Genomic DNA, 23,966 nt, shown 5'->3' with positions numbered 1-23,966 from the left:
GGATCGGTCAGGCGGCCCGGCTTTTCTGCAGCACGTTGTGTGTCGCAGAGGGCCACCCGCACGCCTGCTGGAAAGGTGTACGGGCAAACATCGCGGGGCGATGCGTCGCCCCGTCAGTCAAATAGCCCAAGGCGCTGGAATACTCATGTCGGACCGTTTCGAACTTTACCTCACCTGTCCCAAAGGCCTTGAAAGCCTGCTCGCCGAAGAGGCCAAGGGCCTCGGCCTTGACGAGGTGCGCGAGCACACCTCGGCCATTCGCGGCGCCGCCGACATGGAAACTGCTTACCGCCTGTGTGTCTGGTCACGTCTGGCCAACCGCGTATTGCTGGTGCTGAAGCGCTTCTCGATGAAGAACGCCGACGACCTTTACGACGGCGTGCACGCGGTCGACTGGGCTGACCACCTGGCAGCCGACGGCACCCTGGCTGTGGAGTTCAGCGGCCATGGCTCAGGCATCGACAATACTCACTTCGGTGCGCTGAAGGTCAAGGATGCGATCGTCGACAAGCTGCGTAACCGCGAAGGCCTGCGCCCGTCCGTGGAAAAGATCGACCCAGACGTGCGTGTGCACCTGCGCCTGGACCGCGGCGAGGCCATTTTGTCCCTCGACCTGTCCGGGCACAGCCTGCACCAGCGTGGCTACCGCCTGCAGCAAGGCGCCGCGCCGCTGAAGGAAAACCTGGCGGCAGCGGTGCTGATCCGTGCTGGCTGGCCGCGTATTGCTGCCGAAGGTGGTGCGCTGGCCGACCCGATGTGCGGTGTGGGTACCTTCCTGGTCGAGGCCGCGATGATCGCCGCCGATATCGCCCCCAACCTCAAGCGCGAACGCTGGGGCTTCAGTGCCTGGCTCGGCCATGTGCCGGCGCTGTGGCGCAAGGTGCATGACGAAGCGCAGGCGCGCGCGCAGGCCGGCCTGGCCAAGCCACCGCTGTGGATCCGTGGCTACGAGGCTGACCCGCGGCTGATCCAGCCGGGCCGCAACAACGTCGAGCGTGCCGGCTTGGGCGACTGGGTGAAGATCTACCAAGGCGAAGTCAGTACATTCGAGCCACGCCCGGACCAGAACCAGAAAGGCCTGGTCATCAGCAACCCGCCCTACGGTGAGCGCCTGGGTGACGAAGCCAGCCTGCTGTACCTCTATCAGAATCTGGGCGAGCGCCTGCGCCAGGCCTGCATGGGCTGGGAAGCAGCGGTATTCACGGGTGCGCCGCAACTGGGCAAGCGCATGGGCATTCGTAGCCACAAGCAGTACGCGTTCTGGAACGGCGCATTGCCATGCAAGCTGCTGCTGTTCAAGGTGCAGCCTGACCAGTTCGTCACCGGTGAACGCCGCGAAGCGCAGCCTGAAGGCACCGAAGCCCGCCAGCAGGTGCCGCAGGCCAGCGAGCCCGCGCGGCTGTCGGAAGGGGCGCAGATGTTTGCCAACCGCCTGCAGAAGAACCTCAAGCAACTGGGCAAGTGGGCCCGTCGCGAGCAGATCGACTGCTACCGCCTGTACGATGCCGACATGCCTGAATATGCCCTGGCGGTCGACCTGTACCAGGACTGGGTACACGTGCAGGAATACGCCGCGCCACGTTCGGTCGACCCGGACAAGGCTCAGGCGCGTCTGCTCGATGCACTGGCGGCCATCCCGCAGGCGTTGGGCATTTCGCCGCAGCGTGTAGTGCTCAAACGTCGCGAGCGGCAAAGCGGCACGCGCCAGTACGAACGTCAGGCTACCGAGGGCCGCTTCCAGGAAGTGAACGAAGGTGGCGTCAAGCTGCTGGTCAACCTCACCGACTACCTGGATACCGGGCTGTTCCTCGACCACCGCCCGATGCGTATGCGCATCCAGCGTGAGGCTGCCGGCAAGCGCTTCCTCAACCTGTTCTGCTACACCGCGACGGCCACCGTGCACGCGGCCAAGGGCGGTGCGCGCAGCACCACCAGCGTCGACCTGTCAAAAACCTACCTGGACTGGGCGCGGCGTAACCTGGCACTCAATGGCTATTCCGAGCGCAACCGCCTGGAGCAAAGCGATGTAATGGCTTGGCTGGAAGGCAACCGTGACAGCTACGACCTGATCTTCATCGACCCGCCAACCTTCTCCAACTCCAAGCGCATGGAAGGTGTATTCGACGTGCAGCGTGACCATGTTCAGCTGTTGGACCTGGCCATGGCCCGTCTGGCGCCGGGTGGTGTGCTGTATTTCTCCAACAACTTCCGCAAGTTCCAGCTGGACGAGCACCTGATGGCGCGTTACGTGGTGGAAGAAATCAGCGCGCAGACCCTGGACCCGGACTTCGCGCGTAATAACCGTATCCATCGCGCTTGGCGTTTGCAGCTTCGTTGAGGCGACGAGGTACATTGCACGGCTAATGGCCAATAGCTATAACTGAGGGCAGGGCAAGATAATCCGCAGGACGCTGACGTGACGAGATGGGTGTATGTCAAAGTGTGGCGTGCGTGCGCGGTTGCTTGGCTTGTGCACAGAGAGGGCGTCCGCCTGGGCGATGGCGCTGATTGCACTGGTGGCGGGCGGCTTGTTGACCGCCGCCTTGGCATTTGCCGCGCACACCTTCTACAAACAGCAGCTGCGCCAGCGCTTTGAGCTGCTGGCCAGTGAGCGCGCCAGCCGTATTGCCGAGCGCTTTGACGAACAGCAGCAGCGCCTGGACGGGCTGCGGCGGTTTTTCAGCTTTTCCAACGACATCAGCCCGCGCGAATTTGACGGCTATGCCCGGCCACTGCTGCAGCGCACCCTGGCCTATGCCTGGGCGCCGCGCGTCGAGGCTACGCAACGCGCCGAATTCGAGCGCCTGGCCAGTGCCCATACCGGCCCAGGCTACGTGATCCGGGACAAGGACGCGCAAGGCCAGTGGCGCCCGGCGTCGCAGCGCGACCATTACTTCCCGGTACTCTATACCCAATCGGGCGAACTGCCCGGGTTGCCCTACGGCCTGGACCTCGCTGGCCGAAGCGAGCCTCAGGCGGCCTTGGCGCGGGCGTTGGGGCCAGGCAGCATGGCGGTGTCCGAGCCATTGGCCCTGCTCGATACCCACTCGGCAGAGCGCGGCCTGTTGATGGTCGCGCCGGTATTTTCCGATGCCGACCCCCGCGGTGCTGCAGCGGGTTATGTGGTGGCCTTGCTGAGCATGCGCGAGCTGGTCAGCGACGGTCGGCCGGTAGCGACTGATGACAACCTTGTCGTGCGCATCACGGACCCGTCTGGGTTAGAAGGCCCCGTCGTGATGTTCGATTCGCAAAATCAGGTCGCGCCCTTGGCCCTGGCCAGCAATCAGTTGTTGCGCCTGGCCGATCACTATTTCCAGCTGAGCATTCAGCCGAGCCAGGCGTTCGTGCAGGCGAACCGCTCCTCGGCAGTGCTGGCGGTCGGTTTGTTGGGCGGACTGTTGAGCCTGTTGCTCAGCGTGCTGCTCTACAGCCTGTTGAGCCAGCGTCAGCGCGCCTTGGCCTTGGTCGCTCAGCGTACGGCCGAGTTGCAGGTCAGCGAGCAGTCGTTGCGTGGCACCCACAACCAACTGCGCAGTGTGCTGGATGCCGCGACCCAGGTGGCGATCATCGCCACCAACCTCAAGGGGGTGGTCAGCACGTTCAACGCCGGTGCCGAACGCATGCTCGGTTACGCGGCCAGCGAAGCGATCGGCCGCTTGCGCCTTGAAGACCTGGTGCTGCCGGAGGAGCTGAACCTGCGTGCCCAGGCCTTGACCCTGCGTTTTGGCCGCGCCATTGCTGGCGGCCAGGCGATGTTCGCTGAAACGGTGCAAGAGCACGGTGCCGAGCCTGGCGAGTGGACCTTGCTACGGGCCGATGGCAGCCAGCTGGTCGCCAACATGCTGGTGACTGCCATGCTCGACGAACAGGGGTTGTGGGTTGGCTACCTGGCCATCTGCATTGACGTGACCGAGCGGCGCCGGGTGCATGAGGCGTTGGCAGCGCGTGACCGGTTGCTGGAAAAGCTCAGTGCCGAGGTGCCGGGCGGTATCTACCAATATCGCCTGGATGCCAACGGCCATTCGTGTTTTCCATATGCCAGCATGGGCCTGTATGACATCTATGAGGTCGACCTGATGCAGTTGCGTGAGGATGCCTCGGGGGTGTTCGAACGTATCCACCCCGATGACCTGGAGCGCGTGCGCCGCTCGGTGCGCTATTCGGCCGAACACCTGTCACCCTGGCGCGAGGAGTATCGGGTCTGCCTGCCCCGGGCCGGACTGCGCTGGGTGCGTGGCGAGGCGACCCCGGAAGTGGGCGAGCAGGGCTGCACCCTGTGGCATGGCTACCTGACTGACATCTCCGACCTGAAGGGCGTGGAGGAAGAGTTGCGGGCGCTGTCGGTCACAGACTCGCTGACCGGTATCCATAATCGTCGCTACTTCCAGGAGCGGCTCAAGATCGAACTGGAACGGGCCCAGCGCGATGGCTTGGCGCTGGCGGTGATCATGCTCGACATCGATCACTTCAAGCGCATCAACGACCGCTTCGGCCATGCCGTCGGCGACCGGGTGCTGCGTAGCCTGTGCCAGCGCATCGGTCAGCGTTTACGGCGTACCGATGTGTTCTGCCGCTTGGGCGGGGAAGAGTTCATGGTGCTTTGCCCGGGCAGCGATGTCGATCAGGCGCGGTTGCTGGCGCTGGAGTTGTGGCAAGGGGTGCGCAATGTGCCGGTGGAAGGCGTGGGCCAGGTGACTGCAAGCTTTGGGGTGGCGGGTTGGCGGTCGGGCGAAGGCGCCGATGCCTTGCTGTTGCGCGCCGACGCCGGCGTGTATGCGGCCAAACAGGCCGGGCGGGACCGGGTGGAGGGGGAGTCGGCCTAAGCGCTGTCGGTTGCCGGTACCGAGCCTTTCGCGGCGAAAACCGCTACAGGTTGCACAGGTTTGGCAAGCCGTGCTCACCCCTGTAGGAGCGGGTTCACCCGCGAAAAGGCCAATACAGGCTAACCAATCAATTAGCTGCTGTACTGCCAGCCAGCTTCGGCTGGCGATACAGGTCAAGCAACACCTGATCCAGCACCTGCGAGGCACCCCACGGTTTAGGGTCGTTGAGAATCGCCGCCACCGCCCAGGTATGGCCGTTGCTGTCGCGGCTGAAGCCGGCAATCGCCCGCACAGTGTTCAGTGTGCCGGTCTTGATGTGCCCTTCACCGGTCATCGCGGTGCGCTTGAGACGCTTGCGCATCGTGCCGTCCATGCCCACCAGCGGCATCGAGCTCATGAATTCGGCAGCGTAAGGGCTCTTCCAGGCGGCTTTCAGCATCTCGGCCATTTCCCGGGTACTGACCCGTTCGGCACGCGACAGGCCAGAGCCGTTTTCCATCACCAGATGCGGCGCAGTAATACCTTTTTTCGCCAGCCATTGGCGTACCACGCGCTGAGCAGCACGGGCGTCGTCACCATCGGCATCGGTGCGGAACTGCGCGCCAAGGCTCAGGAACAGCTGCTGGGCCATGGTGTTGTTGCTGTACTTGTTGATGTCGCGGATCACTTCCACCAGGTCTGGCGAGAAGGCGCGGGCCAACAGGCGAGCACTCTTGGGCACATTCTCGATGCGGTCGCCACCCTGGATGTTGCCACCCAGTTCGTTCCAGATTGCGCGCACGGCACCGGCGGCGTAGGTGGAATGGTCGAGCAGCGACAGGTAGGTTTGCGAGTTGCAGCCGTCACCCAGTTGGCCGCTGACCGTGACACTGATGCCGTCGGCCTGGGGCACCGGGTTGTAGCGCACATCACCGGTGCATTTCTTTGAGGCTACCGGCTTGACCTGGTTGTCGATACGGATACTGGCAATCGGCGGCTCGACTGCGACGGTGACTTTGCCACCATCATTGCGCGCCACGAAGCGCAGGGCCTTGAGGTTGACCAGCAGCGAGTCGGGCTTGACCAGGAACGGCTTGTTATCATCACCGCCGTCGTCGTTGAACTGCGGCAGGTTGGGTTGCACGAAATGGCTGCGGTCCAGCACCAGGTCACCGGTGACGGTGCGCACGCCATTGGCGCGCAGGTCACGCATCAGCAGCCACAGCTTTTCCATGTTCAGTTTGGGGTCACCGCCACCTTTAAGGTACAGGTTACCGTTAAGCACACCGTTGCTCAGGGTGCCGTCGGTGTAGAACTCGGTTTTCCACTGGAAGGTCGGGCCAAGCAGTTCGAGGGCGGCGTAGGTCGTGACCAGTTTCATGGTCGAGGCCGGGTTCACCGACACATCGGCATTGAACACGGTCGGGGTGCCGGGGCCATCCAGCGGCAGCATCACCAGCGACAGCGCTGTGTCCTGCAGCTTGTTGGCCTTGAGCGCCTGCTGCACTTTGGCAGGCAGGGTGGTATTGACGGCGGCGTGGCTGGGCAAGGCAAGTGGCAACAGCAGGCCGGCAAGAACGAGGGGACGAAGCGTTTTGATCATAGTGAGTGAATACCCTGCGGCGAGGGAAAAGGGCTTTGGGGCTGTAAGAGATGATGGCCCCACGACGTAAACACTACGCATTATGCCCCAAGCGCAGCCGCGATGCGTCACGTTCGACGGAAAAGCATCGCCAATAAAAAGGCCACCCGAATGGGGTGGCCTTTTCAGCAATCAACCTTTCAGCTCGAAGCTGACAAGTATCACTCAGCCTTGTTGATAGGCTTTTCCGGGTACCAGGCATCCAGCAGCGGGCTGACTTCGATTTTGGTCAGTTCGCTGCGGCCTTTGAGCCAGGCTTCAACGGCAGCGCGCTGTTCTTCGCTGACCGAGCCGCGTTTGACCGAGCACACCAGGCCGAAATCGTCACCGCCTACATAATCCAGGCCGTTGGCGTCCATGGCTTCTTCCAGGAACGCGTCGAGGAAAGCATCGATTGCCTGGTCATCCAGATCTTCCTTGAATTCCAGGTTCAGCTCGAAGCCCAATTCCTGAAACTCGTCGACACACAGCTTCTTGCGCAGACGACGGGAGCGGTTTGTGGCCATGAAACAATCCTCTTAGGTAATAACGCCGCGCAGTCTACCAGTTAACACGTGTGGTTGCCTGCCTGAGTATCTCTGCTTGTGGCCAACTCCTTGGCCAGGGCACGCTCCACTCGGCACATATGCCGTGCCAGTACCTGGCGCCGCAGGCGCACCTGGGCAGTGGGCAAGTCGCTGGCTTCGAGGGCTTCACAGGCCGCCATCAGGTCAGGGGCTTCCAGCATGCGTGCGGCGCTGAGCACCTTATGGGCCTGCTCGGCAATGGCGCCGCTGTCGTGTTGCGGGTGAAGCGCCATCAGGCTGGCCAGATCGGCCTGAAGGCTCTGGTGCAGGGCCTCCAGGAAGCGCTGACGATCGACCGGGTCAGGCCCGACCACGGCGGCCAGGCCGTCCAGCTGGTACAGCTTGCGGCGGGGGCGTTGCTGGCGGCGCGGGCGAATGCCAGCCAGGCGCTGGCTGAGGGTGCTCAGGCTGATGGGCTTGAGCAGGCAGTCGTCCATGCCGGCGGTCAGGCACTTGCGGCGTACTTCCGGCTGTGCGTTGGCGGTATAGCCGAGGATGGTGCAGGGGGGGCGCTTGCCATGGCGTTCTTCGGCGCGCACGGCAGTCGCCAGCTGGTAACCGTTCATGTGCGGCATGTTGCAGTCGAGTACCAGCACATCGAAGTCGCCTTCCCGCCAGGTCGCCAGGCCTTCCCGCCCATCGCGGGCGCTGGCGTGCTCCAGGCCCAGGTAGCCAAGTTGTTGCGCCATCAGTTGCAGGTTGGCCGGGTGATCATCGATGACCAGCACGTTCAGCCGTGGGTCGGGCACGTCGAGCTGCTCGGGCAGCGGTTTCGGCTGCTCTGCGCCATCCACCCGTTGCAGCGGCATCTTCAGGCGCACCTGGGTACCGACATCCTCCAGGCTCTTCATGGACAGGCTGCCGCCCATCATTTCGCACAGGTTGCGGCAGATGGCCAGGCCCAGCCCGGTACCTGCGCGGGCGCCCTGGCTGTGCGGGTTGGCCTGGATGAACGGGTTGAACAGGCGCTGCAGGTCGTCGGGGTGGATGCCGATGCCACTGTCGCGCACCTCCAGCTCCAGTACGGCGGGTGTGCTGGTACCGTCATCCAGCAGGCTGACGCAGATGCGCACCTGACCATGCTCGGTGAACTTGATGGCATTGCTCACCAGGTTGGACAGCACCTGCTTGAAGCGCAGCGGGTCAAGCAGGACATGGCAGCGTGCGGCCGGGGCGATCTGCACCTCCAGGGCCAGGCCTTTTTGCCGCGCCTGGCCATCGAAAATGCGCGCCACCGATTCGACCAGCGCCGCCAGGTCGACCACCTCCGGGGCCAGGGACAAGTGCCCGGACTCGATGCGCACGATGTCGAGAATGTCACCGATCAGGCCTAGCAGGTCTTTGGCCGAATGGTGTGCCAGTTCCAGCGCGCTGCGGTCCACCCGGCCCTGGTCGGCGCGCTTGACCGCCAGCTCCAGCATGCCGATGACGGCGTTCATCGGGGTGCGGATTTCGTGGCTGATGGTCGCCAGGAATGTGCTCTTGGCGCGGTTGGCATCGTCGGCCTGCTGCTTGGCCTGGCGCAGCTCCATGACCAGTTGGCGGCGTTCGCTGATGTCGATCCAGCCGCCGATGATCCCCTGCACCTCACCCAGGGAGTCGCGGTACGGCAAGATCCAGTGGTAGATAGTCAATTCCCGGCCTTTGATCCGTAGTGGGCGGTCCTTGATCAGCGGCGAGCCTGCCGCCATGACCTTCTGGTAATCAGCCTGGATCTGCCGAGCCTGCTCGGAATCGGCAAACAGGCTGTCGTTGAGTTTTCTGCCGATCACCTGATCGGAGCGGGCCTGCACGGCTTCAAGGTAGCTGTAGTTGCAACTTTTCAGGCAACCCTCGCGGTCGCGCACATACATGGGGTGAGGCGTACCGTTGAGCAGGGCGCGCATGAATGCCAACTGGTCGTTCAGCGCGCGTTCGGCGCGCTGGCGCTGGCGAATCTGCAGCCGCAGGCGGGCATTCCAGAGCAGGGCCAGCAATAAAAGCACGACCGTGGCCAGCACCACCTGCAGGGCAAGGCGGCTGTAGCCTTTGGTGTTGTCATCCTCATGCCTGCCAAAGCCGCGCCAGCGGTTGTTGATTACCCCCAGCTCCTCGGGTGAGATACTCAGCAAAGCCTTGTCGAGGATAGACAACAGCGCCGGTGACGGGGCAATGGTGGCCATGGCGAAGTTGGCGGGTTCGCTGCCGACCGAGGTGCGGATGACCAGCTCGGGGTTGCTGGCCAAGGCGTGGTTGGCGTCGATCAGGGTGGTGATCACCGCATCGACGGCCCCGCTGTTGAGCAACGCCATGGAGTAGAACGCGCTTTCGGTCTCGACCCAGCTTATCTTTGGGTAGTCCCGGGACAGCATGGCGTTCATGGTGCTGTCCCGGGTAATGGCGATGCGATGCCCCTGCAACTGCTCCAGTGAACTCAGTGTGTTGTTGTCCTTGTGGTTGACCAGCACATAGGCGCTTTCGAGGTAGGGGCGGCTGATTTGCAGGTCGTCCCCTGGTTTCCCGGCGCTGGCCAGTGCGGCGATGACATCGGCCCGGCCATCCTTGAGGCGGGCGACCATGTCGGCAATGCCACTGGCGCGCTGCACTTCGAAACGCAACCCGGTGCGCAGGCGAATGAGTTCCAGCAGGTCGGCGGTGATGCCTCGGAAATGCCCCGAATCATCGAAATAGGACAGTGGTGCAGCCGCGTCATCGGCTGCCACGCGCATCACGGGATGCTTCTGCAACCACTGCTGCTCGGCCGCGCTCAATTGCAGTTGGCGATCGCTCAGCAACAGGTCGCTGCCGGCGCTCCAGCGTTTGAAGATACTGGAGCGTATGGCCGGGCTTTGCCTGTCCAGGATGGTGTTCACCAGGTCCAGCAGCACGGTATCTTGCTGACGCAAGGCAAAACCGAAGCCGATGGCCTCGTGTTTGCCGAAGTTGGCCATGCGCAGGCGGGGCAGATGACCACGGTTGAGCTGGTAGTGCGTGGAGATGGTGTCGCCGATGAACACGTCGGCCTGGCCGAATGCGACAGCATTCAGTGCCTGGCTGGAAGAACCAAAGGCCAGCAGCTCGGCCTTGGGGTAGGCGGTGAGTACTTCTTGTCTGGGCAAATAGTGGTAGAGCATACCCAGGCGCATGCCGGCCAGGTCCATGTCCAGCGCCCGTTTTTCGTCTTCACGCGTTACCAGTACAGGTTGGTCGACGGCATAGGGCCGCGACAGTGCCAGGCCGTCACTGGCCGCTTCGTAGCCATTGGCGCTGCCCAGCAGGTCAATATCCCCGTGCCGGAGCGCCTCCACCGCCGCCTGCCGGCTGGAGAAACGCAGCACCCTCACTGGCAACTGCAAGGCCATGCCGATCAGGCTTGCATACTCGGCGGTCAGGCCCTGGTAGTCGTTGCCGCCACCGGTGATGTCGAACGGCGGATAGTCGGGGGCCGACGTGCCCAGTACCAGTTCCTGCTGGCCTTCGAGCCATTGCCGTTGTTCGGGCGTGAGCACGGGCTGGACGGGGCGGGCCGATGAGCGCGCCAGTAATGTAAAGGACGCGGCTTCGCGATGGCCAGCCTGTGTCGCGCCGCTGAGCAGCAGCAGGACGAGCAGCAGGCGATTGATAGCTCGGGCCATGACCACGTTCAGACCAGCGCGTTGCGCTTGGCCATCTCGATCAGATCGACCAGCGTATTGACTTGCAGTTTGTGCATGAGGCGCTTCTTGTAGGTACTGACAGTCTTGCTGCTGAGGAACATGCCCTTGGCAATTTCCTTGTTGCTGCGGCCTTGGGCGAAAAGTTGAAGCACCATCAGTTCGCGGTCATTTACCTGGCGGAAAAGTTGCAGGTCGCTGTCGGTCGTCTGGTTGTTTTTTATTGCCTGGCTGGGGAAGTAGTTATAACCGGCCAGTACGGCCTTGATTGCACTGAGCAGTTCACTCAAGTCTTCCTGCTTGCAGACATAACCTGCTGCGCCCGAGTGCATGCAACGTACGGCAAACAATGCCGGGGACTGTGCAGTCAATACCAGAACCTTCAAGGGCAGGGCCATGCTCTGAAAGCGGGCCAGCACCTCCAGGCCGTCTAGCTTGGGGATGCTGATGTCAAGAATGACCAGGTCGGGGTTGCTCTCGCGGATCATTTGCATGGCGTCTACGCCGTTGTCCGACTCGCCGACAATCTTGTAGTTCTGGTTTTCCAGCAGCATACGGACGGCCAGGCGAATCACCGGATGGTCGTCAACGATAAATATGGAATGCATGTTCAACTTCCCTGCGGTCGATTGAGGGTGACAGTGGGCACCTTATCGCAGTTGGAAGTCGTCAGGCGTGCGAGGAATGGCTGTTAGGCTTATATGGGAAACGGCTTACAAGATAAAGCAAAATGGGCTACGGAATAGGTGTGGTTAACTCGCTGTCAAAGCGATTTTGGTAACTTTTCATTAGTTTTTATTCATGCCGTTTAGTGTGGTTACCCTCGGTGTAGGAAGTTTCCTGCAAGCGTGGTGCAGCGCCTGGCCGAGCCCGCGCTGCACCGACGCGTTTCAGGTCGGGCTGGAGCGCCCGGTCATCTCCCGGGCCATTTCGCTGGCATAGCTGTCGGTCATGCCGGCGATGAAGTCGATCATGCGCAGGAAGGCGCTGTGCAACGAGGCATGTGGGTCTGGCGCATTGTTGCCGATCAGGTCCAGCACCCTGCGACTCTTGAACGATGGCGTACGTCCACCGTGCTGCTCGAGGGCCGCACCGCAGAACGTGTTCAGCAGAATCTCCAGGGTGGTGTAGGCGCCGATTTCGTGCAGGGTCTTGCGCTTGTCCTGGAAGATTTTGTTGCGTGCCATGTCCTTGGCTTGCAGTACACAGCGTTTGGCTGGGCCATGCATGTGTTCCACCAGGTCGCCCGGCAGTTGCCCGGCCAGCAACGCCTGCTGCTGCTCGACGAAGGCGTGGGCGGCGGCGTTGGTCAGGTGTTCGATGGCCTTGCCGCGCAGTATTGCCAGTTTGCGCCGACGAGAATCGCGTGGGCCGAGCTGGCGGTAGGTTTCTGGCAGGTCTTCGCCGACCAGGTCAAGCAACAGCGCTTCGACTTCTGCGTATTGCAGCAGCTCCATTTCCAGGCCGTCTTCCAGGTCGATCAGCGCGTAGCAGATGTCATCGGCAGCCTCCATCAGATACACCAGTGGGTGGCGCGCCCAGCGCTGGTGTTCCAGCTGCGGCAGGCCGAGCTTGCGGGCGATCTGTTCGAGCAGGGGCAGTTCGCTCTGATAGCTGCCGAACTTGTGCTTCTTGTAGCCCAGGGCGTCGGCATGGCGGGCGCTCCACGGGTACTTGAGGTAAGTGCCGAGGGTGGCATAGGTCAGGCGGGTCCCCCCATCGAACTGGTGGTATTCCAGTTGGGTGAGCACACGAAAGCCCTGGGCATTGCCTTCGAAGTTGAGAAAGTCGGCCCGTTCGTCATCGCTCATGTCGTCCAGCCAGCCACGCCCGGCGGCCTGTTGGAACCAGTGGCGAATGGCGTCTTCGCCGGAGTGGCCGAATGGCGGGTTGCCGATGTCGTGGGCCAGGCAGGCAGACTGCACGATCATCCCCAGGTCACTGGGGGCGCACCAGTCCGGCAGGTTATCACGCAGGGTCTCGCCGACGCGCATCCCCAGCGAGCGGCCGACGCAGCTGACTTCCAGCGAATGAGTCAGGCGCGTATGGATATGGTCGTTGCTCGACACCGGATGCACCTGGGTCTTGCGGCCGAGGCGGCGGAAGGCACCGGAGAAAATGATGCGGTCGTGGTCTTTGTGGAAGGGGCTGCGCCCGAGTTCATCGGCGCTGTACAGGGCTTTGCCCAGCCGTTCGCGGGTAAGCAAGGTGTGCCAGTCCAAGGCGCGGTCTCCTGTCGTTCGAAGGCAGCAGCATACCCTGCAGGAAGCGCCGTGTGCTGCGAAGAAGAGGCCGGCCCTTTGATGCATTCGTATCGATCGTACGGGCCTCTTCGCAACACAAGGCTGCTTCTGCCGGGGCGAGCGTCAGGGGCGGCGGCCGCCTTGCAGGTAGAGGCGTACCAGCGGCAGCAGGGTGCTGCCCAACCGTACCAGGCGCGTCAGGTTGCCGCTGCGTACGCCTTTGCCGGTGAGAAAGCCCAGCGCCACCACAGCGCCGATGCCCCACAGTGGCGCATGCTTGATACCCAGGCCTTCATGTAGCGAGCTGCCCATGCCGCGCACGCGGCGCAGCGGTTCAAGCAACTGACCGGACTCATGACGGATTTCCTGGCGGTGCATCTCCATGCGCAGGCGCAGCAGCGCCTTGCGCAGTTCGCGCGGGTTACGCGTGTTTGGCAGTTCTGGCAGGCTCATGGCAACAGGCGCTCCCTGTCCTTGGCAAGTTCGTCGAGGGTGGCGCCGAAGGGCGATGATTCGTCGAACACCGCCGCCTTCAGGCGCACGCCGCAGTACAGGGCGGCAATGCCATAGAACACGCACAGGCCAATGATACCGGCCAGTCGATAGCTGTCCCACAGCAGCACCAGCAGCAGCCCGGACAGCGCGGTCAGCAGCAGCAGGGCGAACACCAGCGCCAGGCCGGCGAACAGCAGCAGGCTCAAGGTACGGCCCTTCTGCTCCTGCAACTCGATACCGAACAGTTCGATGTGACTGTGCAGCAGCCCCAGCATGGCCGCGCCCAGGCGCTTGCCCGAAGCGCCGGTGCCGTTGGCGTCATTCTCCATGGGTTCCCCTTAGCGCCGGTTGGCCAGCAGACCGATCAACAGGCCGACGCCGGCCGCGATGCCGATTGCCCGCCACGGGTTTTCCTGCACGTACTGCTCGGCGCTGCCAAGCGCTGCCTGACTGCGTTCACGCACCGAGTCCTGGGTCAGTTGCAGGGTTTCGCGGGCCTGGGCCAGGCGCTCGTGAATCTGCTCGCGCAGTTCGTCGGCCTGGTCGCCGGCCAGGTTGGCGGTGTCGGCCAGCAGCTTCTCGGTGTCGCGCACCAAGGCCTGGAAGTCAGCCATCAATATCTCTTGTGCATTCTTTGCCGATTTGCTGGCCATGGGTCTCTCCCTGTCGATGAGTGTTGGTAGTTCGAGTGACAGCACGCATGGAAGGTTCAAGTGCGGCTGCTGGTATGGGCCTTGCTAAGTTTTTGCCACGTTGCGGAGCGCCTGTAACCGGTTTTGCGCCGATTCAGGGCGCCCGCGCAGCGGATACCGATAAACCTTAACCCAATCCACGACAAACCCAAGAAAAAACCACGCAGGCTTCACCCCGCTCACCTGAACAGGGTAGGGGCTGGCACCGATTCGGTGCAGGGATGCAGGTTCTTGAACTGTCCTGGTGCCTTTTTCAGCAGGTCTGCCTATTTCATGGAAAACATGCACAGCGCTATGGACTCTCTGGTCCACGGTTCCAACACCCTGTTCATTCTCATGGGCGCCATTCTGGTGCTGGCCATGCATGCCGGCTTCGCGTTCCTTGAAGTGGGCACGGTGCGCCACAAGAACCAGGTCAACGCCTTGTCGAAGATCCTCAGCGACTTTGCCATCTCGGCGCTGGTCTACTTCTTTATAGGCTACTGGATCGCCTACGGAGTCAACTTCTTCCAGCCGGCGACAACACTGGCTGTCGACCATGGCTATGCGCTGGTCAAGTGCTTCTTCCTGCTGACCTTTGCGGCGGCGATTCCGGCGATCATCTCCGGGGGCATTGCCGAGCGGGCGCGGTTCGTGCCGCAGTTGTGCGCCACGGCGTTGATCGTGGCGTTCGTCTATCCGTTCTTCGAGGGCGTGGTGTGGAACGGCAACCTGGGCGTGCAGGCTTGGCTGCAGGCACGCTTCGGCGCACCGTTCCACGACTTTGCCGGGTCTGTGGTGGTACACGCCATGGGGGGCTGGCTGGCGCTGGCGGCGGTGCTGCTGCTGGGGGCGCGCCGTGGGCGCTACCGCGAGGGCCGATTGGTGGCGTTTGCGCCGTCGAGCATTCCCTTTCTGGCGTTGGGCTCGTGGATCCTCATCATCGGCTGGTTTGGCTTCAACGTCATGAGTGCCCAGACCTTGCAGGGCGTCAGCGGCCTGGTGGCGATCAACTCGCTGATGGCGATGGTGGGTGGCACCCTGTCGGCGTTGCTGGCCGGGCGCAACGACCCGGGCTTTCTGCATAACGGCCCGCTGGCCGGGCTGGTGGCGATTTGCGCAGGTTCCGATCTGATGCACCCGGTTGGAGCGCTGGTCACCGGCCTGGTGGCGGGGGCGCTCTTTGTCTGGACCTTCACCGCCGCGCAAAATCGCTGGAAAATCGACGATGTCCTGGGTGTGTGGCCGTTGCATGGCCTGTGTGGCGTGTGGGGTGGCATCGCCTGTGGCGTGTTCGGCCAGGTGGCGCTGGGCGGCATGGGCGGTGTCAGCCTGGTCAGCCAGTTGCTGGGCAGCCTGATGGGCGTGCTGGTGGCCTTGGCCGGTGGCTTTGCCGTGTACGGAGCCATTCGTGCGTTGCATGGCCTGCGCTTGAGCCATGAGCAGGAGTTCCAAGGCGCGGACCTGTCGCTGCACCGGATCGGTGCTACCAGCCAGGATTGAGCCAGGTCAGATGCAGGGTGGGCGTGGCGCGCCTAGAATAGGCTTCTGTGTATGCCAACCCGGGACCTGCCACATGCTGCCTGAATGTCAACTGTTCGGCACCCTCGGCTGCCACCTCTGCGAAGTGGCCGAGGCTGTGTTGATGCCTCTCGTCGATCATGGCCTGCTGGTAGAGCTGGTCGATATCGCCGAGAGCGAGCTTTTGTTCGAACGTTATGGCCTGATCATTCCGGTGCTGCGGCGCTGTGACAACGGCGCCGAGTTGCACTGGCCGTTCGATACCGAGCAAGTGGTGGCCTTTCTTGGGCAATGATGGCTGCAGAGGAGTTGCAACCCTGCTCCATGATCTGTGAAGCGAGCTGATGATCCGGTGGAGGCGCACCGTCGCCGGTAACCTTCTCCATCATCGGAATAGCTCGCCATGTTCATCACTCCACATTTCACCTTCGATGAAATGACCGTTTCCCAGCTCGCCGCCCGCGAAGGGTTCGATAATGCACCGCCCCTCGAAGCCAGGGCCAACCTGCAATTGCTGTGCTGTGCGCTGGAACAGGTACGTGCATTGTTCGACGCGCCCATCATCATCAGCAGCGGGTATCGCAGTGAAAGGGTCAATCGGTTGATCGGTGGCGCCTCCGATAGCCAGCACGTGCAAGGGCTGGCGGCGGACTTCACGGTGATCGAGGTCAGCCCGCGCGAGACCGTTCGGCGAGTCAGCGAAAGTACGGTGCCCTTCGATCAGCTGATCCTGGAATTCGATAAATGGGTGCACCTGTCGGTGACGCGCGGCACGCCGCGCAGGCAGGTGCTGACCCTGCGTAAAGGCAGCGGCTACCTGGCGGGGCTGCAATGAAGCGCATTGACGGCAGCAAGGGGATGTTCGTATGCTGTATATAAATACAGTATCGAGGTGAAGCCATGCTCAATGTCGAGCAACTCAAGTACAGCGTCAACCGCATGCCCGTGGATCGGGTGGCTGACGCCGTTCTGGAACTGCGCCTCGAAGGCCTGGTGACGGGCGACTGCACGCCGTTCGGCAAAGTCCACTTCAATACCTGCTTCGCCGAGATCGAGGCCTTGTTCCAGCGGGCCGGTTACCACCGAGGGCTGGATGTGGTGGGTTATGAGGGGTTGCTCTATGCACTCTACGACCCTGGCCGCTGGGAGCCGGTGCAGGTACTGCGCTGGCTGAAGGAGCGCTGCGAGGCGATGGCCCAGGCTGGTTGAGGGGGCGGGCTTGGGCGATAATGCGCGGCCATGAACGTCTCGAGCCCAGCCATGACCACGCCTTTCGACCCCGCCCGCCAGCAAGCCAGTACGGTGTGCCTGCCACCTGGTAACTGGGTGACGGTGCTCGATTGCTTGTGTGACCATTTCAAGGCCATCGACCGCGCCCAGTGGCTTGACCGCTTTGCCCGTGGCCGGGTGCTGGATGCCAACGGGCACGCAGTTGCCGCCGACCTGCCTTACAAGCGTGGCATGCGTTTGCATTACTTCCGCGAAGTGCCGAACGAACGGCCGATTCCGGTGCAGGAGGTGGTGCTGCATGTGGACGAGCACCTGGTGGTGGCCGATAAACCGCATTTCCTGCCGGTGACGCCGACGGGTGAATACGTCGAGCAGACCTTGTTGCGCCGCCTGATCCGTCGTCTGGACAATCCGCACCTGGTGCCGTTGCACCGCATCGACCGGCACACCGCTGGGCTCGTGCTGTTTTCCGCCAACCCGCACAGCCGCAGCGCCTACCAGCGGCTGTTCCCCGAGCGGCGTATCGACAAGCGTTACCAGGCCATTGCCGCTGCCATGCCGCAGCATACATTTCCGCTGGTGCACAAAAGCCGCCTGGTGCATGGCGAGCCATTTTTCCGCATGCATGAGGTGGAGGGTGAGGCCAACAGTGAAACCCTGGCCGAGGTGCTGGAGAAGAACGGTGAGCGATGGCGCTATGGGCTATCGCCCGTGACTGGCAAGACCCATCAGTTGCGTGTGCACATGGCGGCCTTGGGGGCAGGGATCAGCAATGACCCGTTCTATCCGCAGTTGCTCAATGAAGAGGATGACTACCAGCGGCCGCTGAAACTGTTGGCGCAGAGCCTGCGTTTCGAGGACCCGCTGAGTGGCGAAGAGCGCTACTTCGAGAGCCGCTTGCGGTTGGACTGGTAACACAGCAAGCGGGTTCACCTGCGAAGGGCCGGGCCTGCTGGCCAATTTCCAACCGCCGTTCACCGTTGCCGCCGCTACCGTATTCGCGGGTAAACCCGCTCCTACGCACGCATCGGTGGTTCGGCACAGATCGGTGGCGGACGCACCTCGGTGGTTGAACACAGGCCGCTGTAGGAGCGGGTTTACCCGCGAACACCGGCAGAGCCGGTGTCACCCCCAGCGGAAGTCTCGAGCTTCAGCGGTTGAAGCGCTCCACCAGCGAATACTGGCTGCCCGCCGTGCTGGTCAGTTCTTCGCTCAGCAGTGCCGAGTGCTGCGCCTGTTCGGCGGTCTGGTCGGCCAGTTCGGCAATGGTGCTGATGTTGCGGCTGATCTCGTCAGCCACTGCGGTCTGCTCTTCGGTTGCAGCAGCAATCTGGGTGGCCATGTCGGTGATATTGGCTACCGCTTCGCTGATGCCTACCAACGCCTCATCGGCCTGCATTACCCGGTCGACGCCTTCCTGTGCCTGGCGGTGGCCGGTTTCCATGGTCAGCACTGCGTTACTGGCGGTCTGTTGCAGCTTGGCGATCAGGCCGTGGATCTGCCCGGTGGATTCGGCGGTGCGCTGGGCCAACTGACGCACTTCATCAGCCACCACGGCAAAACCACGGCCCATTTCACCGGCGCGCGCTGCTTCAATGGCTGCGTTCAGTGCCAGCAGGTTGGTCTGGTCGGCGATGCCCTTGATCACGTCGACCACGCCACCAATCTCGTCACTGTCCTTGGCCAGTTGCGTAACCGTCTGGCCGGTCTCGCCCACTGCCGCCGACAGACGTTCGATGGCCTCGCGGGTTTCTCCGGCAATCTGCCGGCCCTGGCTGGTCAGGCGGTTGGCTTCCTGGGTGGCATCGGCGGTGCGCTGCACATGGTTGGCCACTTCCTGAGTGGTGGCGGCCATCTGGTTTACCGCAGCGGCGACTTGCTCGGTCTCCACCCGCTGGCGCTCCAGCCCCGTAGAGCTCTTGTGCGCCAAGGCATCGGACTGGCGTGCCTGGTCGCTCAGGTGTTCGGCACTGTCTTGTAGGCGGGTCAGGCAGGTTTTCATGCGTGCGTCCTGGCTGAGCATGGCCATTTCCAGGCGCGCCTGCACGCCACGGCTGTCGGTGTACATCTGCGCGATCAGGGGGTCGGAAGTGGTTTGCTCGGCCAGGCGCAGCAGGCGCTTGAGGCCGCGCTGCTGCCAGCTCAGGCCGAGCAGGCCCAGTGGTACCGAAAGCCCAGCGGCCAAGGCAAAGCCCCAGGAATGACCCAGCCAGTTGCCGATCAGGAAGCCCACCTGGCTGATCAGGATGAAGGGTAGCCAGTCCTGCAGCACTGGCAGCCACTTGTCGCGGCGCGGTACCGGTGGCTTGCCCTGGTTGATGCGCTGATACAGGGCCTCGGCACGGCGGATCTGCTCGGCAGTGGGCTTGACCCGCACCGACTCGAAGCCGACAACCTGGTTGTTATCGAAGATGGGTGTGACATAGGCGTTGACCCAGTAATGGTCGCCGGATTTGCAGCGGTTCTTGACGATGCCCATCCACGGCTGGCCCTGCTTGAGGGTTTGCCACATATGGGCAAACACGGCAGGCGGTACGTCGGGGTGACGCACCAGGTTGTGCGGTGCGCCAGTCAGCTCCTCGCGGGTGAATCCACTGATTTCGATAAAGGCATCGTTGCAGTAGGTGACCACACCCTTGGCGTTGGTAGTGGAGATCAACCGCTGCTGGGCAGGGAAAGTCCGTTCTCTCTGGGTAATCGGCTGGTTGTTACGCATGGGTGATAGTCCGCAGGGCTTTCGACAGGTATCGGCAAGCCGCTGGCTTTATTGAATGGATATTTGGTTCATTGATTGCACTCAATGACGGGTAAGTCAGATGATGACCGAATGGATGGCCAAGGGCCAGTGCTGTCGCGTGGGACTTTAAAGCATATAGCTTTGAGGTATTGGCGTGTAGGAGACCGAGCGCCGCCCGCGCAGCGCTCGGTCTAGAGAGCGGAACAAATCTTCGGCCAGACGCTCCGTCTCAACCGGCGATCATCTGGCGCAACACATAGTGCAGAATCCCCCCGGCCTTGAAGTACTCCACCTCGTTCAGGGTATCAATCCGGCATAGCACCTCGATCTGTTCCTGCTGCCCATCCTCGCGGGTAATGCGCAAGGGCAGGCTCATGCCGGGGCGAATATGTGCGCCGTCCAGCCCCAGTACATCGATCTGTTCCTTGCCGGTCAGCCCCAGCTGTTTGCGGTTGTGCCCGGCCTTGAATTGCAGCGGCAACACGCCCATGCCCACCAGGTTGGAGCGGTGAATACGCTCGAAGCTTTCTGCCAGCACGGCCTTGACCCCCAGCAGGTTGGTACCCTTGGCTGCCCAGTCGCGGCTCGAGCCGGTACCGTACTCCTGGCCGGCAATCACCAGCAGCGGGGTGCCCTCCTGCTGGTAACGCATGGCCGCGTCGTAGATCGACAGCTTCTGGCCAGTGGGCACATGCAAGGTGTTGCCGCCTTCTTCGCCTGCCAGCATTTCGTTGCGGATACGGATGTTGGCGAAGGTGCCGCGCATCATCACTTCGTGGTTGCCACGCCGCGAACCGTAGGAGTTGAAGTCGCGAGGCTCCACACCCTGTTCCCGCAGGTAGCGCCCGGCCGGGCTGTCGGTCTTGATGTTGCCCGCGGGGGAAATGTGGTCGGTGGTCACTGAGTCGCCCAGCAGCGCCAGCACCCGTGCGCCGTGAATATTGGCGATCTGTGGCGGTGGCCCGCCGATGCCGTCGAAGAACGGTGGGTGCTGGATGTAGGTGGAGTCAGCCTGCCACACGTAAGTGGCGGCCTGTGGCACCTCGATGGCCTGCCATTGCGCATCTCCGGCGAACACTTCGGCGTATTCCTTGTGGAACATCGCCGTATCGACCTTGGCCACGGCCTCGGCAATTTCCTGCTGGGTCGGCCAGATATCACGCAGGTAGACCGGTTGGCCGTCCTTGCCTGAGCCCAGCGGATCGCGCGTCAGGTCCAGGCGCACGCTGCCGGCCAGGGCGTAGGCCACCACCAGCGGGGGCGAGGCCAGCCAGTTGGTCTTGACCAGTGGGTGCACGCGGCCCTCGAAGTTGCGGTTGCCCGATAGCACCGAAGCCACGGTCAGGTCGGCGCTGCCAATGGCTTTTTCGATCGCCTCGTCCAGCGGGCCGGAGTTGCCGATACAGGTGGTGCAGCCATAGCCGACCAGATCAAAACCCAGTTGGTCGAGGTAAGGCGTGAGTCCGGCTGCCTTGAAGTAGTCGGTGACTACCTTGGAGCCTGGCGCCAGCGAGCTCTTGACCCAAGGTTTGCGTTGCAGGCCTTTCTCCAGTGCTTTTTTTGCCACCAGCCCGGCAGCCATCATCACGCTGGGGTTGGACGTGTTGGTACATGAGGTGATCGCGGCAATCACCACGGCGCCATCGCGCAGGGTGTGGGTCTGGCCCTGATGGCTGTAGTCGACTGCGCCGGTCTGGTCGGCGTTGCCCACTGCCACACCGCCGCCACCTTCGCTTTCCAGGCGGCCAACTTCTTTGGCCAGCGGCTTGGGCTGCAGCTCGATGAAGTGGTCGAAGGCTTGGCTGACCTGGCCCAGCGCTACGCGGTCCTGTGGCCGTTTGGGCCCGGCCAGGCTGGCTTCGACGTCGTCCATGTCCAGCGCCAGCGTGTCGCTGAATAACGGCTCCTGGCCGGGCAGGCGCCACATGCCCTGCGCCTTGCAGTACTGTTCGACCAACTGCACGGTCGCTTCGGGGCGGCCCGAAAGGCGCAGATAGTCCAAGGTGACCTGGTCGACCGGGAAGAAACCACAGGTGGCGCCGTATTCCGGTGCCATGTTGGCGATGGTCGCGCGGTCGGCCAGGGGCAACTCGGCCAGACCGTCGCCGTAGAATTCGACGAACTTGCCCACCACGCCTTTCTTGCGCAGCATCTGTGTCACGGTCAGCACCAGGTCAGTGGCAGTGATGCCCTCCCGCAGCTTGCCGGTCAGTTTGAAGCCGATCACTTCGGGGATCAGCATCGATACCGGCTGGCCGAGCATGGCCGCTTCCGCTTCGATGCCGCCGACACCCCAGCCGAGCACGCCCAGGCCGTTGATCATGGTGGTGTGCGAGTCTGTGCCCACCAAGGTATCGGGGAAGGCATAGGTGCGGCCGTCGGCCTCACGGGTCCACACCGTGCGGCCCAGGTATTCCAGGTTGACCTGGTGGCAAATGCCGGTGCCCGGGGGGACCACGCGGAAATTGTCGAAGGCGCTCTGGCCCCAGCGCAGAAAGGCATAGCGCTCGCCATTGCGCTGCATTTCGATGTCGACGTTTTCGGCAAAGGCTTGCGGCGTGCCGTAGCGGTCGACCATTACCGAGTGATCGATCACCAGGTCGACCGGTGACAGCGGGTTGATCCGTTGCGGGTCGCCGCCAGCCTTGGCCATGGCGGCGCGCATGGCCGCCAGGTCGACCACGGCGGGTACGCCGGTGAAGTCCTGCATCAACACCCGCGCCGGGCGGTACTGGATCTCGCGGTCCGAGCGGCGTTCGCCAAGCCATTGGACAATGGCGCGCAAGTCGTCGCCGGTGACGGTCGCGCCATCCTCCCAGCGCAGCAGATTTTCCAGCAGCACTTTAAGCGACATGGGCAGGCGCTGCAGGTCACCCAGCTGGCGGGCGGCCTCGGTGAGGCTGAAGTAGTGGTAGGTCTGGTCACCGACCTTGAGGGGCTTGAGGGTGTTCAGGCTATCGAGCGAGGGCATTGCCAACTCCTTCTGCACCGGTGCCCGGCAAATATTCACGGTTTGCCGGCAGCACCGCTCTGTATCGGTCCGCACGGCACGGACCTGGCTGAATGGTCAGGTTAGACCGGTTTACGCTACCTGACCCTTTTCTGGACCGGCGGGGCGTGTCGCAGGTTCCGAACTTCCTTTATCATCGCCGCCCTGCCGGCGCCTGTGGTGCGCCAGCCGTCGTGGAGTGAGAGATGAATACCCTGTTCATGCATTGCCGGCCCGGTTTCGAGGGTGAGGTTTGCGCCGAAATCAGCGAACATGCCGCCCGCCTGGGTGTTGCCGGCTATGCCAAAGGCAAGCCGCAAAGTGCCAGTGCCGAGTTTGTCTGTAGCGAGGAGGGCGGTGCCGAGCGCTTGATGGGGGAACTGCGTTTCAACCAGCTGATTTTCCCGCGGCAGTGGGCACGTGGCGGTTACGTTGAACTGCCGGAAAGTGACCGCATCAGTGTGTTGCTGGCGCAGTTGGCCGATTTCCCGGTGTTCGGCAGCCTTTGGCTGGAGGTGCTGGACAGCAACGAAGGCAAGGAATTGTCCACCTTCTGCCGAAAGTTCGAAGTGCCGTTGCGCAAGGCCCTGGAGAAGGCCGGCCGCCTGGTCGACGACCCCGGTCGCCCACGCTTGCTGCTGACCTTCATCAGCGGCCGGCGGGTATTTGTCGGCGTGGCATCGGCCAGCAACAGCGCCTTGTGGCCCATGGGCATCCCGCGCCTGAAGTTTCCTCGCGAGGCACCTAGCCGTTCGACACTCAAGCTGGAAGAGGCCTGGCACCAGTTCATTCCGCGTGAGCAGTGGGAGCAGCGCCTGGGGGATGACATGACCGGCGTCGACCTGGGAGCCTCACCGGGTGGCTGGACCTACCAGCTGGTGCGCCGTGGCATGCTGGTGACAGCCATCGATAACGGGCCGATGGCCGAAAGCCTGATGGACACAGGCCTGGTCCAGCACTTGATGGCCGATGGGTTTACCTGGCAGCCGAAGCAGCCGGTAGACTGGATGGTGTGCGATATCGTCGAGAAGCCGGCGCGTACCACCTCGCTGATTGAAACCTGGCTGGGTGAGGGGCTGTGCCGCGAGGCGGTGGTCAACCTGAAGTTGCCGATGAAGCAGCGTTATGCCGAAGTACGGCGCCTGCTCGACCGTATGGAGGCAACATTCAAGGCACGCAAGATCAGGGTGTCGATTGCCTGCAAGCAGCTGTACCACGACCGTGAAGAAGTAACCTGCCACCTGCGGCGGCTCGACTTGAAGCCACGCTGAGGCCAGCACGTCGTTCTGTTTCTGTTTCTGTTTCTGCTTCTGCGTCTGCGTCTGCGTCTGCTTTTGCTGTTGCTTCTAAGCGCGCGATAGTTCAGGCGACGCAGATTGCGACTTCAGGAGGCCGAGCGCAGGGCTTGCGGAGGGAGGTGACGGGCATGGATGCCCGT

18 protein-coding genes are annotated in these 23,966 nt (G+C 62.8%); 8 read left to right on the top strand and 10 right to left on the bottom strand.

All coding sequences use genetic code 11. The features are described 5' to 3' along the window. The first annotated feature begins 145 nt into the window (after positions 1 to 145). Both rlmKL and ACTJJN_RS24195 read left to right on the top strand, forming a co-directional pair. Positions 146 to 2,338 carry a bifunctional 23S rRNA (guanine(2069)-N(7))-methyltransferase RlmK/23S rRNA (guanine(2445)-N(2))-methyltransferase RlmL gene (gene rlmKL / locus ACTJJN_RS24200; RefSeq protein ID WP_012053184.1) on the top strand — a complete coding sequence of 731 codons (2,193 nt, stop codon included), beginning with the start codon at positions 146 to 148 and terminating at the stop codon, positions 2,336 to 2,338. Between the two features lie 94 nt (positions 2,339 to 2,432). Further along, complete coding sequence (locus ACTJJN_RS24195; protein ID WP_017147806.1) at positions 2,433 to 4,823, top strand: sensor domain-containing diguanylate cyclase; 2,391 nt, start codon at positions 2,433 to 2,435, stop codon at positions 4,821 to 4,823. 127 nt (positions 4,824 to 4,950) lie between these two features. On the opposite strand, the gene dacB is transcribed toward ACTJJN_RS24195, so the two are convergent. The 8 genes from dacB to ACTJJN_RS24155 all read right to left on the bottom strand — a co-directional run bounded on the left by dacB (position 4,951) and on the right by ACTJJN_RS24155 (position 14,033). Continuing rightward, on the bottom strand, positions 4,951 to 6,405 hold the full coding sequence (gene dacB, locus ACTJJN_RS24190; protein ID WP_004576444.1) for a D-alanyl-D-alanine carboxypeptidase/D-alanyl-D-alanine endopeptidase: 1,455 nt from the start codon (positions 6,403 to 6,405) through the stop codon (positions 4,951 to 4,953). A gap of 200 nt (positions 6,406 to 6,605) precedes the next feature. Continuing rightward, positions 6,606 to 6,950, bottom strand: coding sequence for a YggL family protein (locus ACTJJN_RS24185; RefSeq protein WP_003248695.1), 345 nt, complete (start codon positions 6,948 to 6,950; stop codon positions 6,606 to 6,608). 41 nt (positions 6,951 to 6,991) lie between these two features. Further along, on the bottom strand, positions 6,992 to 10,624 hold the full coding sequence (locus ACTJJN_RS24180) for an ATP-binding protein (protein WP_088513728.1): 3,633 nt from the start codon (positions 10,622 to 10,624) through the stop codon (positions 6,992 to 6,994). Positions 10,625 to 10,632: 8 nt separating this feature from the next. Continuing rightward, positions 10,633 to 11,250: a response regulator transcription factor gene (locus ACTJJN_RS24175; RefSeq protein WP_003248700.1), complete on the bottom strand. Its 618-nt coding sequence runs from the start codon at positions 11,248 to 11,250 to the stop codon at positions 10,633 to 10,635. Positions 11,251 to 11,532: 282 nt separating this feature from the next. After that, positions 11,533 to 12,864, bottom strand: coding sequence for a deoxyguanosinetriphosphate triphosphohydrolase (locus ACTJJN_RS24170; protein ID WP_014753953.1), 1,332 nt, complete (start codon positions 12,862 to 12,864; stop codon positions 11,533 to 11,535). A 144-nt stretch (positions 12,865 to 13,008) separates the two neighbouring features. Then, on the bottom strand, positions 13,009 to 13,338 hold the full coding sequence (locus tag ACTJJN_RS24165) for a hypothetical protein (protein WP_003248704.1): 330 nt from the start codon (positions 13,336 to 13,338) through the stop codon (positions 13,009 to 13,011). After that, positions 13,335 to 13,709: a phage holin family protein gene (locus ACTJJN_RS24160; protein WP_012053179.1), complete on the bottom strand. Its 375-nt coding sequence runs from the start codon at positions 13,707 to 13,709 to the stop codon at positions 13,335 to 13,337. Before ACTJJN_RS24160 ends, ACTJJN_RS24165 begins: the two co-directional genes overlap by 4 nt. A gap of 9 nt (positions 13,710 to 13,718) precedes the next feature. Beyond that, entirely contained in the window at positions 13,719 to 14,033 is a 315-nt protein-coding gene (locus ACTJJN_RS24155; protein WP_014753952.1) for a DUF883 family protein, read from the bottom strand. 312 nt (positions 14,034 to 14,345) lie between these two features. On the opposite strand from ACTJJN_RS24155, the gene ACTJJN_RS24150 reads away from it, so the two are divergent. The 5 genes from ACTJJN_RS24150 (at position 14,346) to ACTJJN_RS24130 (ending at position 17,717) form a co-directional block, all read left to right on the top strand. Then, positions 14,346 to 15,554 (top strand): ammonium transporter, encoded by a 1,209-nt coding sequence (locus tag ACTJJN_RS24150; protein ID WP_003248712.1) that lies wholly within the window; start codon positions 14,346 to 14,348, stop codon positions 15,552 to 15,554. 73 nt (positions 15,555 to 15,627) lie between these two features. Next, positions 15,628 to 15,867: a glutaredoxin family protein gene (locus ACTJJN_RS24145; RefSeq protein WP_003248714.1), complete on the top strand. Its 240-nt coding sequence runs from the start codon at positions 15,628 to 15,630 to the stop codon at positions 15,865 to 15,867. 108 nt (positions 15,868 to 15,975) lie between these two features. Further along, positions 15,976 to 16,407: a D-Ala-D-Ala carboxypeptidase family metallohydrolase gene (locus ACTJJN_RS24140; RefSeq protein ID WP_003248716.1), complete on the top strand. Its 432-nt coding sequence runs from the start codon at positions 15,976 to 15,978 to the stop codon at positions 16,405 to 16,407. A gap of 65 nt (positions 16,408 to 16,472) precedes the next feature. Next, positions 16,473 to 16,781 (top strand): hypothetical protein, encoded by a 309-nt coding sequence (locus ACTJJN_RS24135; protein ID WP_003248718.1) that lies wholly within the window; start codon positions 16,473 to 16,475, stop codon positions 16,779 to 16,781. 51 nt (positions 16,782 to 16,832) lie between these two features. Beyond that, on the top strand, positions 16,833 to 17,717 hold the full coding sequence (locus ACTJJN_RS24130; RefSeq protein ID WP_088513729.1) for a pseudouridine synthase: 885 nt from the start codon (positions 16,833 to 16,835) through the stop codon (positions 17,715 to 17,717). A 235-nt stretch (positions 17,718 to 17,952) separates the two neighbouring features. Here ACTJJN_RS24130 and ACTJJN_RS24125 read toward each other — a convergent pair whose 3' ends face one another. Together ACTJJN_RS24125 and acnA are read right to left on the bottom strand one after the other, a co-directional pair. After that, the gene (locus tag ACTJJN_RS24125) at positions 17,953 to 19,518 is read right to left on the bottom strand and encodes a methyl-accepting chemotaxis protein (protein ID WP_012053174.1); all 1,566 of its coding nucleotides are present in this window, start codon (positions 19,516 to 19,518) and stop codon (positions 17,953 to 17,955) included. A 250-nt stretch (positions 19,519 to 19,768) separates the two neighbouring features. Beyond that, on the bottom strand, positions 19,769 to 22,510 hold the full coding sequence (acnA, locus tag ACTJJN_RS24120; RefSeq protein ID WP_440781673.1) for an aconitate hydratase AcnA: 2,742 nt from the start codon (positions 22,508 to 22,510) through the stop codon (positions 19,769 to 19,771). Positions 22,511 to 22,734: 224 nt separating this feature from the next. Here acnA and rlmM point away from each other — a divergent pair, with 224 nt between their 5' ends. Beyond that, positions 22,735 to 23,799: a 23S rRNA (cytidine(2498)-2'-O)-methyltransferase RlmM gene (rlmM, locus tag ACTJJN_RS24115; RefSeq protein WP_004577178.1), complete on the top strand. Its 1,065-nt coding sequence runs from the start codon at positions 22,735 to 22,737 to the stop codon at positions 23,797 to 23,799. Positions 23,800 to 23,966: the final 167 nt, after the last annotated feature.

It is taken from the genome of Pseudomonas sp. 22515 (genome assembly GCF_052044625.1).
Classification (GTDB): domain Bacteria; phylum Pseudomonadota; class Gammaproteobacteria; order Pseudomonadales; family Pseudomonadaceae; genus Aquipseudomonas; species Aquipseudomonas alloputida.
The sequence above is the reverse complement of the archived record's forward strand: the minus strand, read 5'-3'. Positions and strand labels throughout refer to the sequence as shown.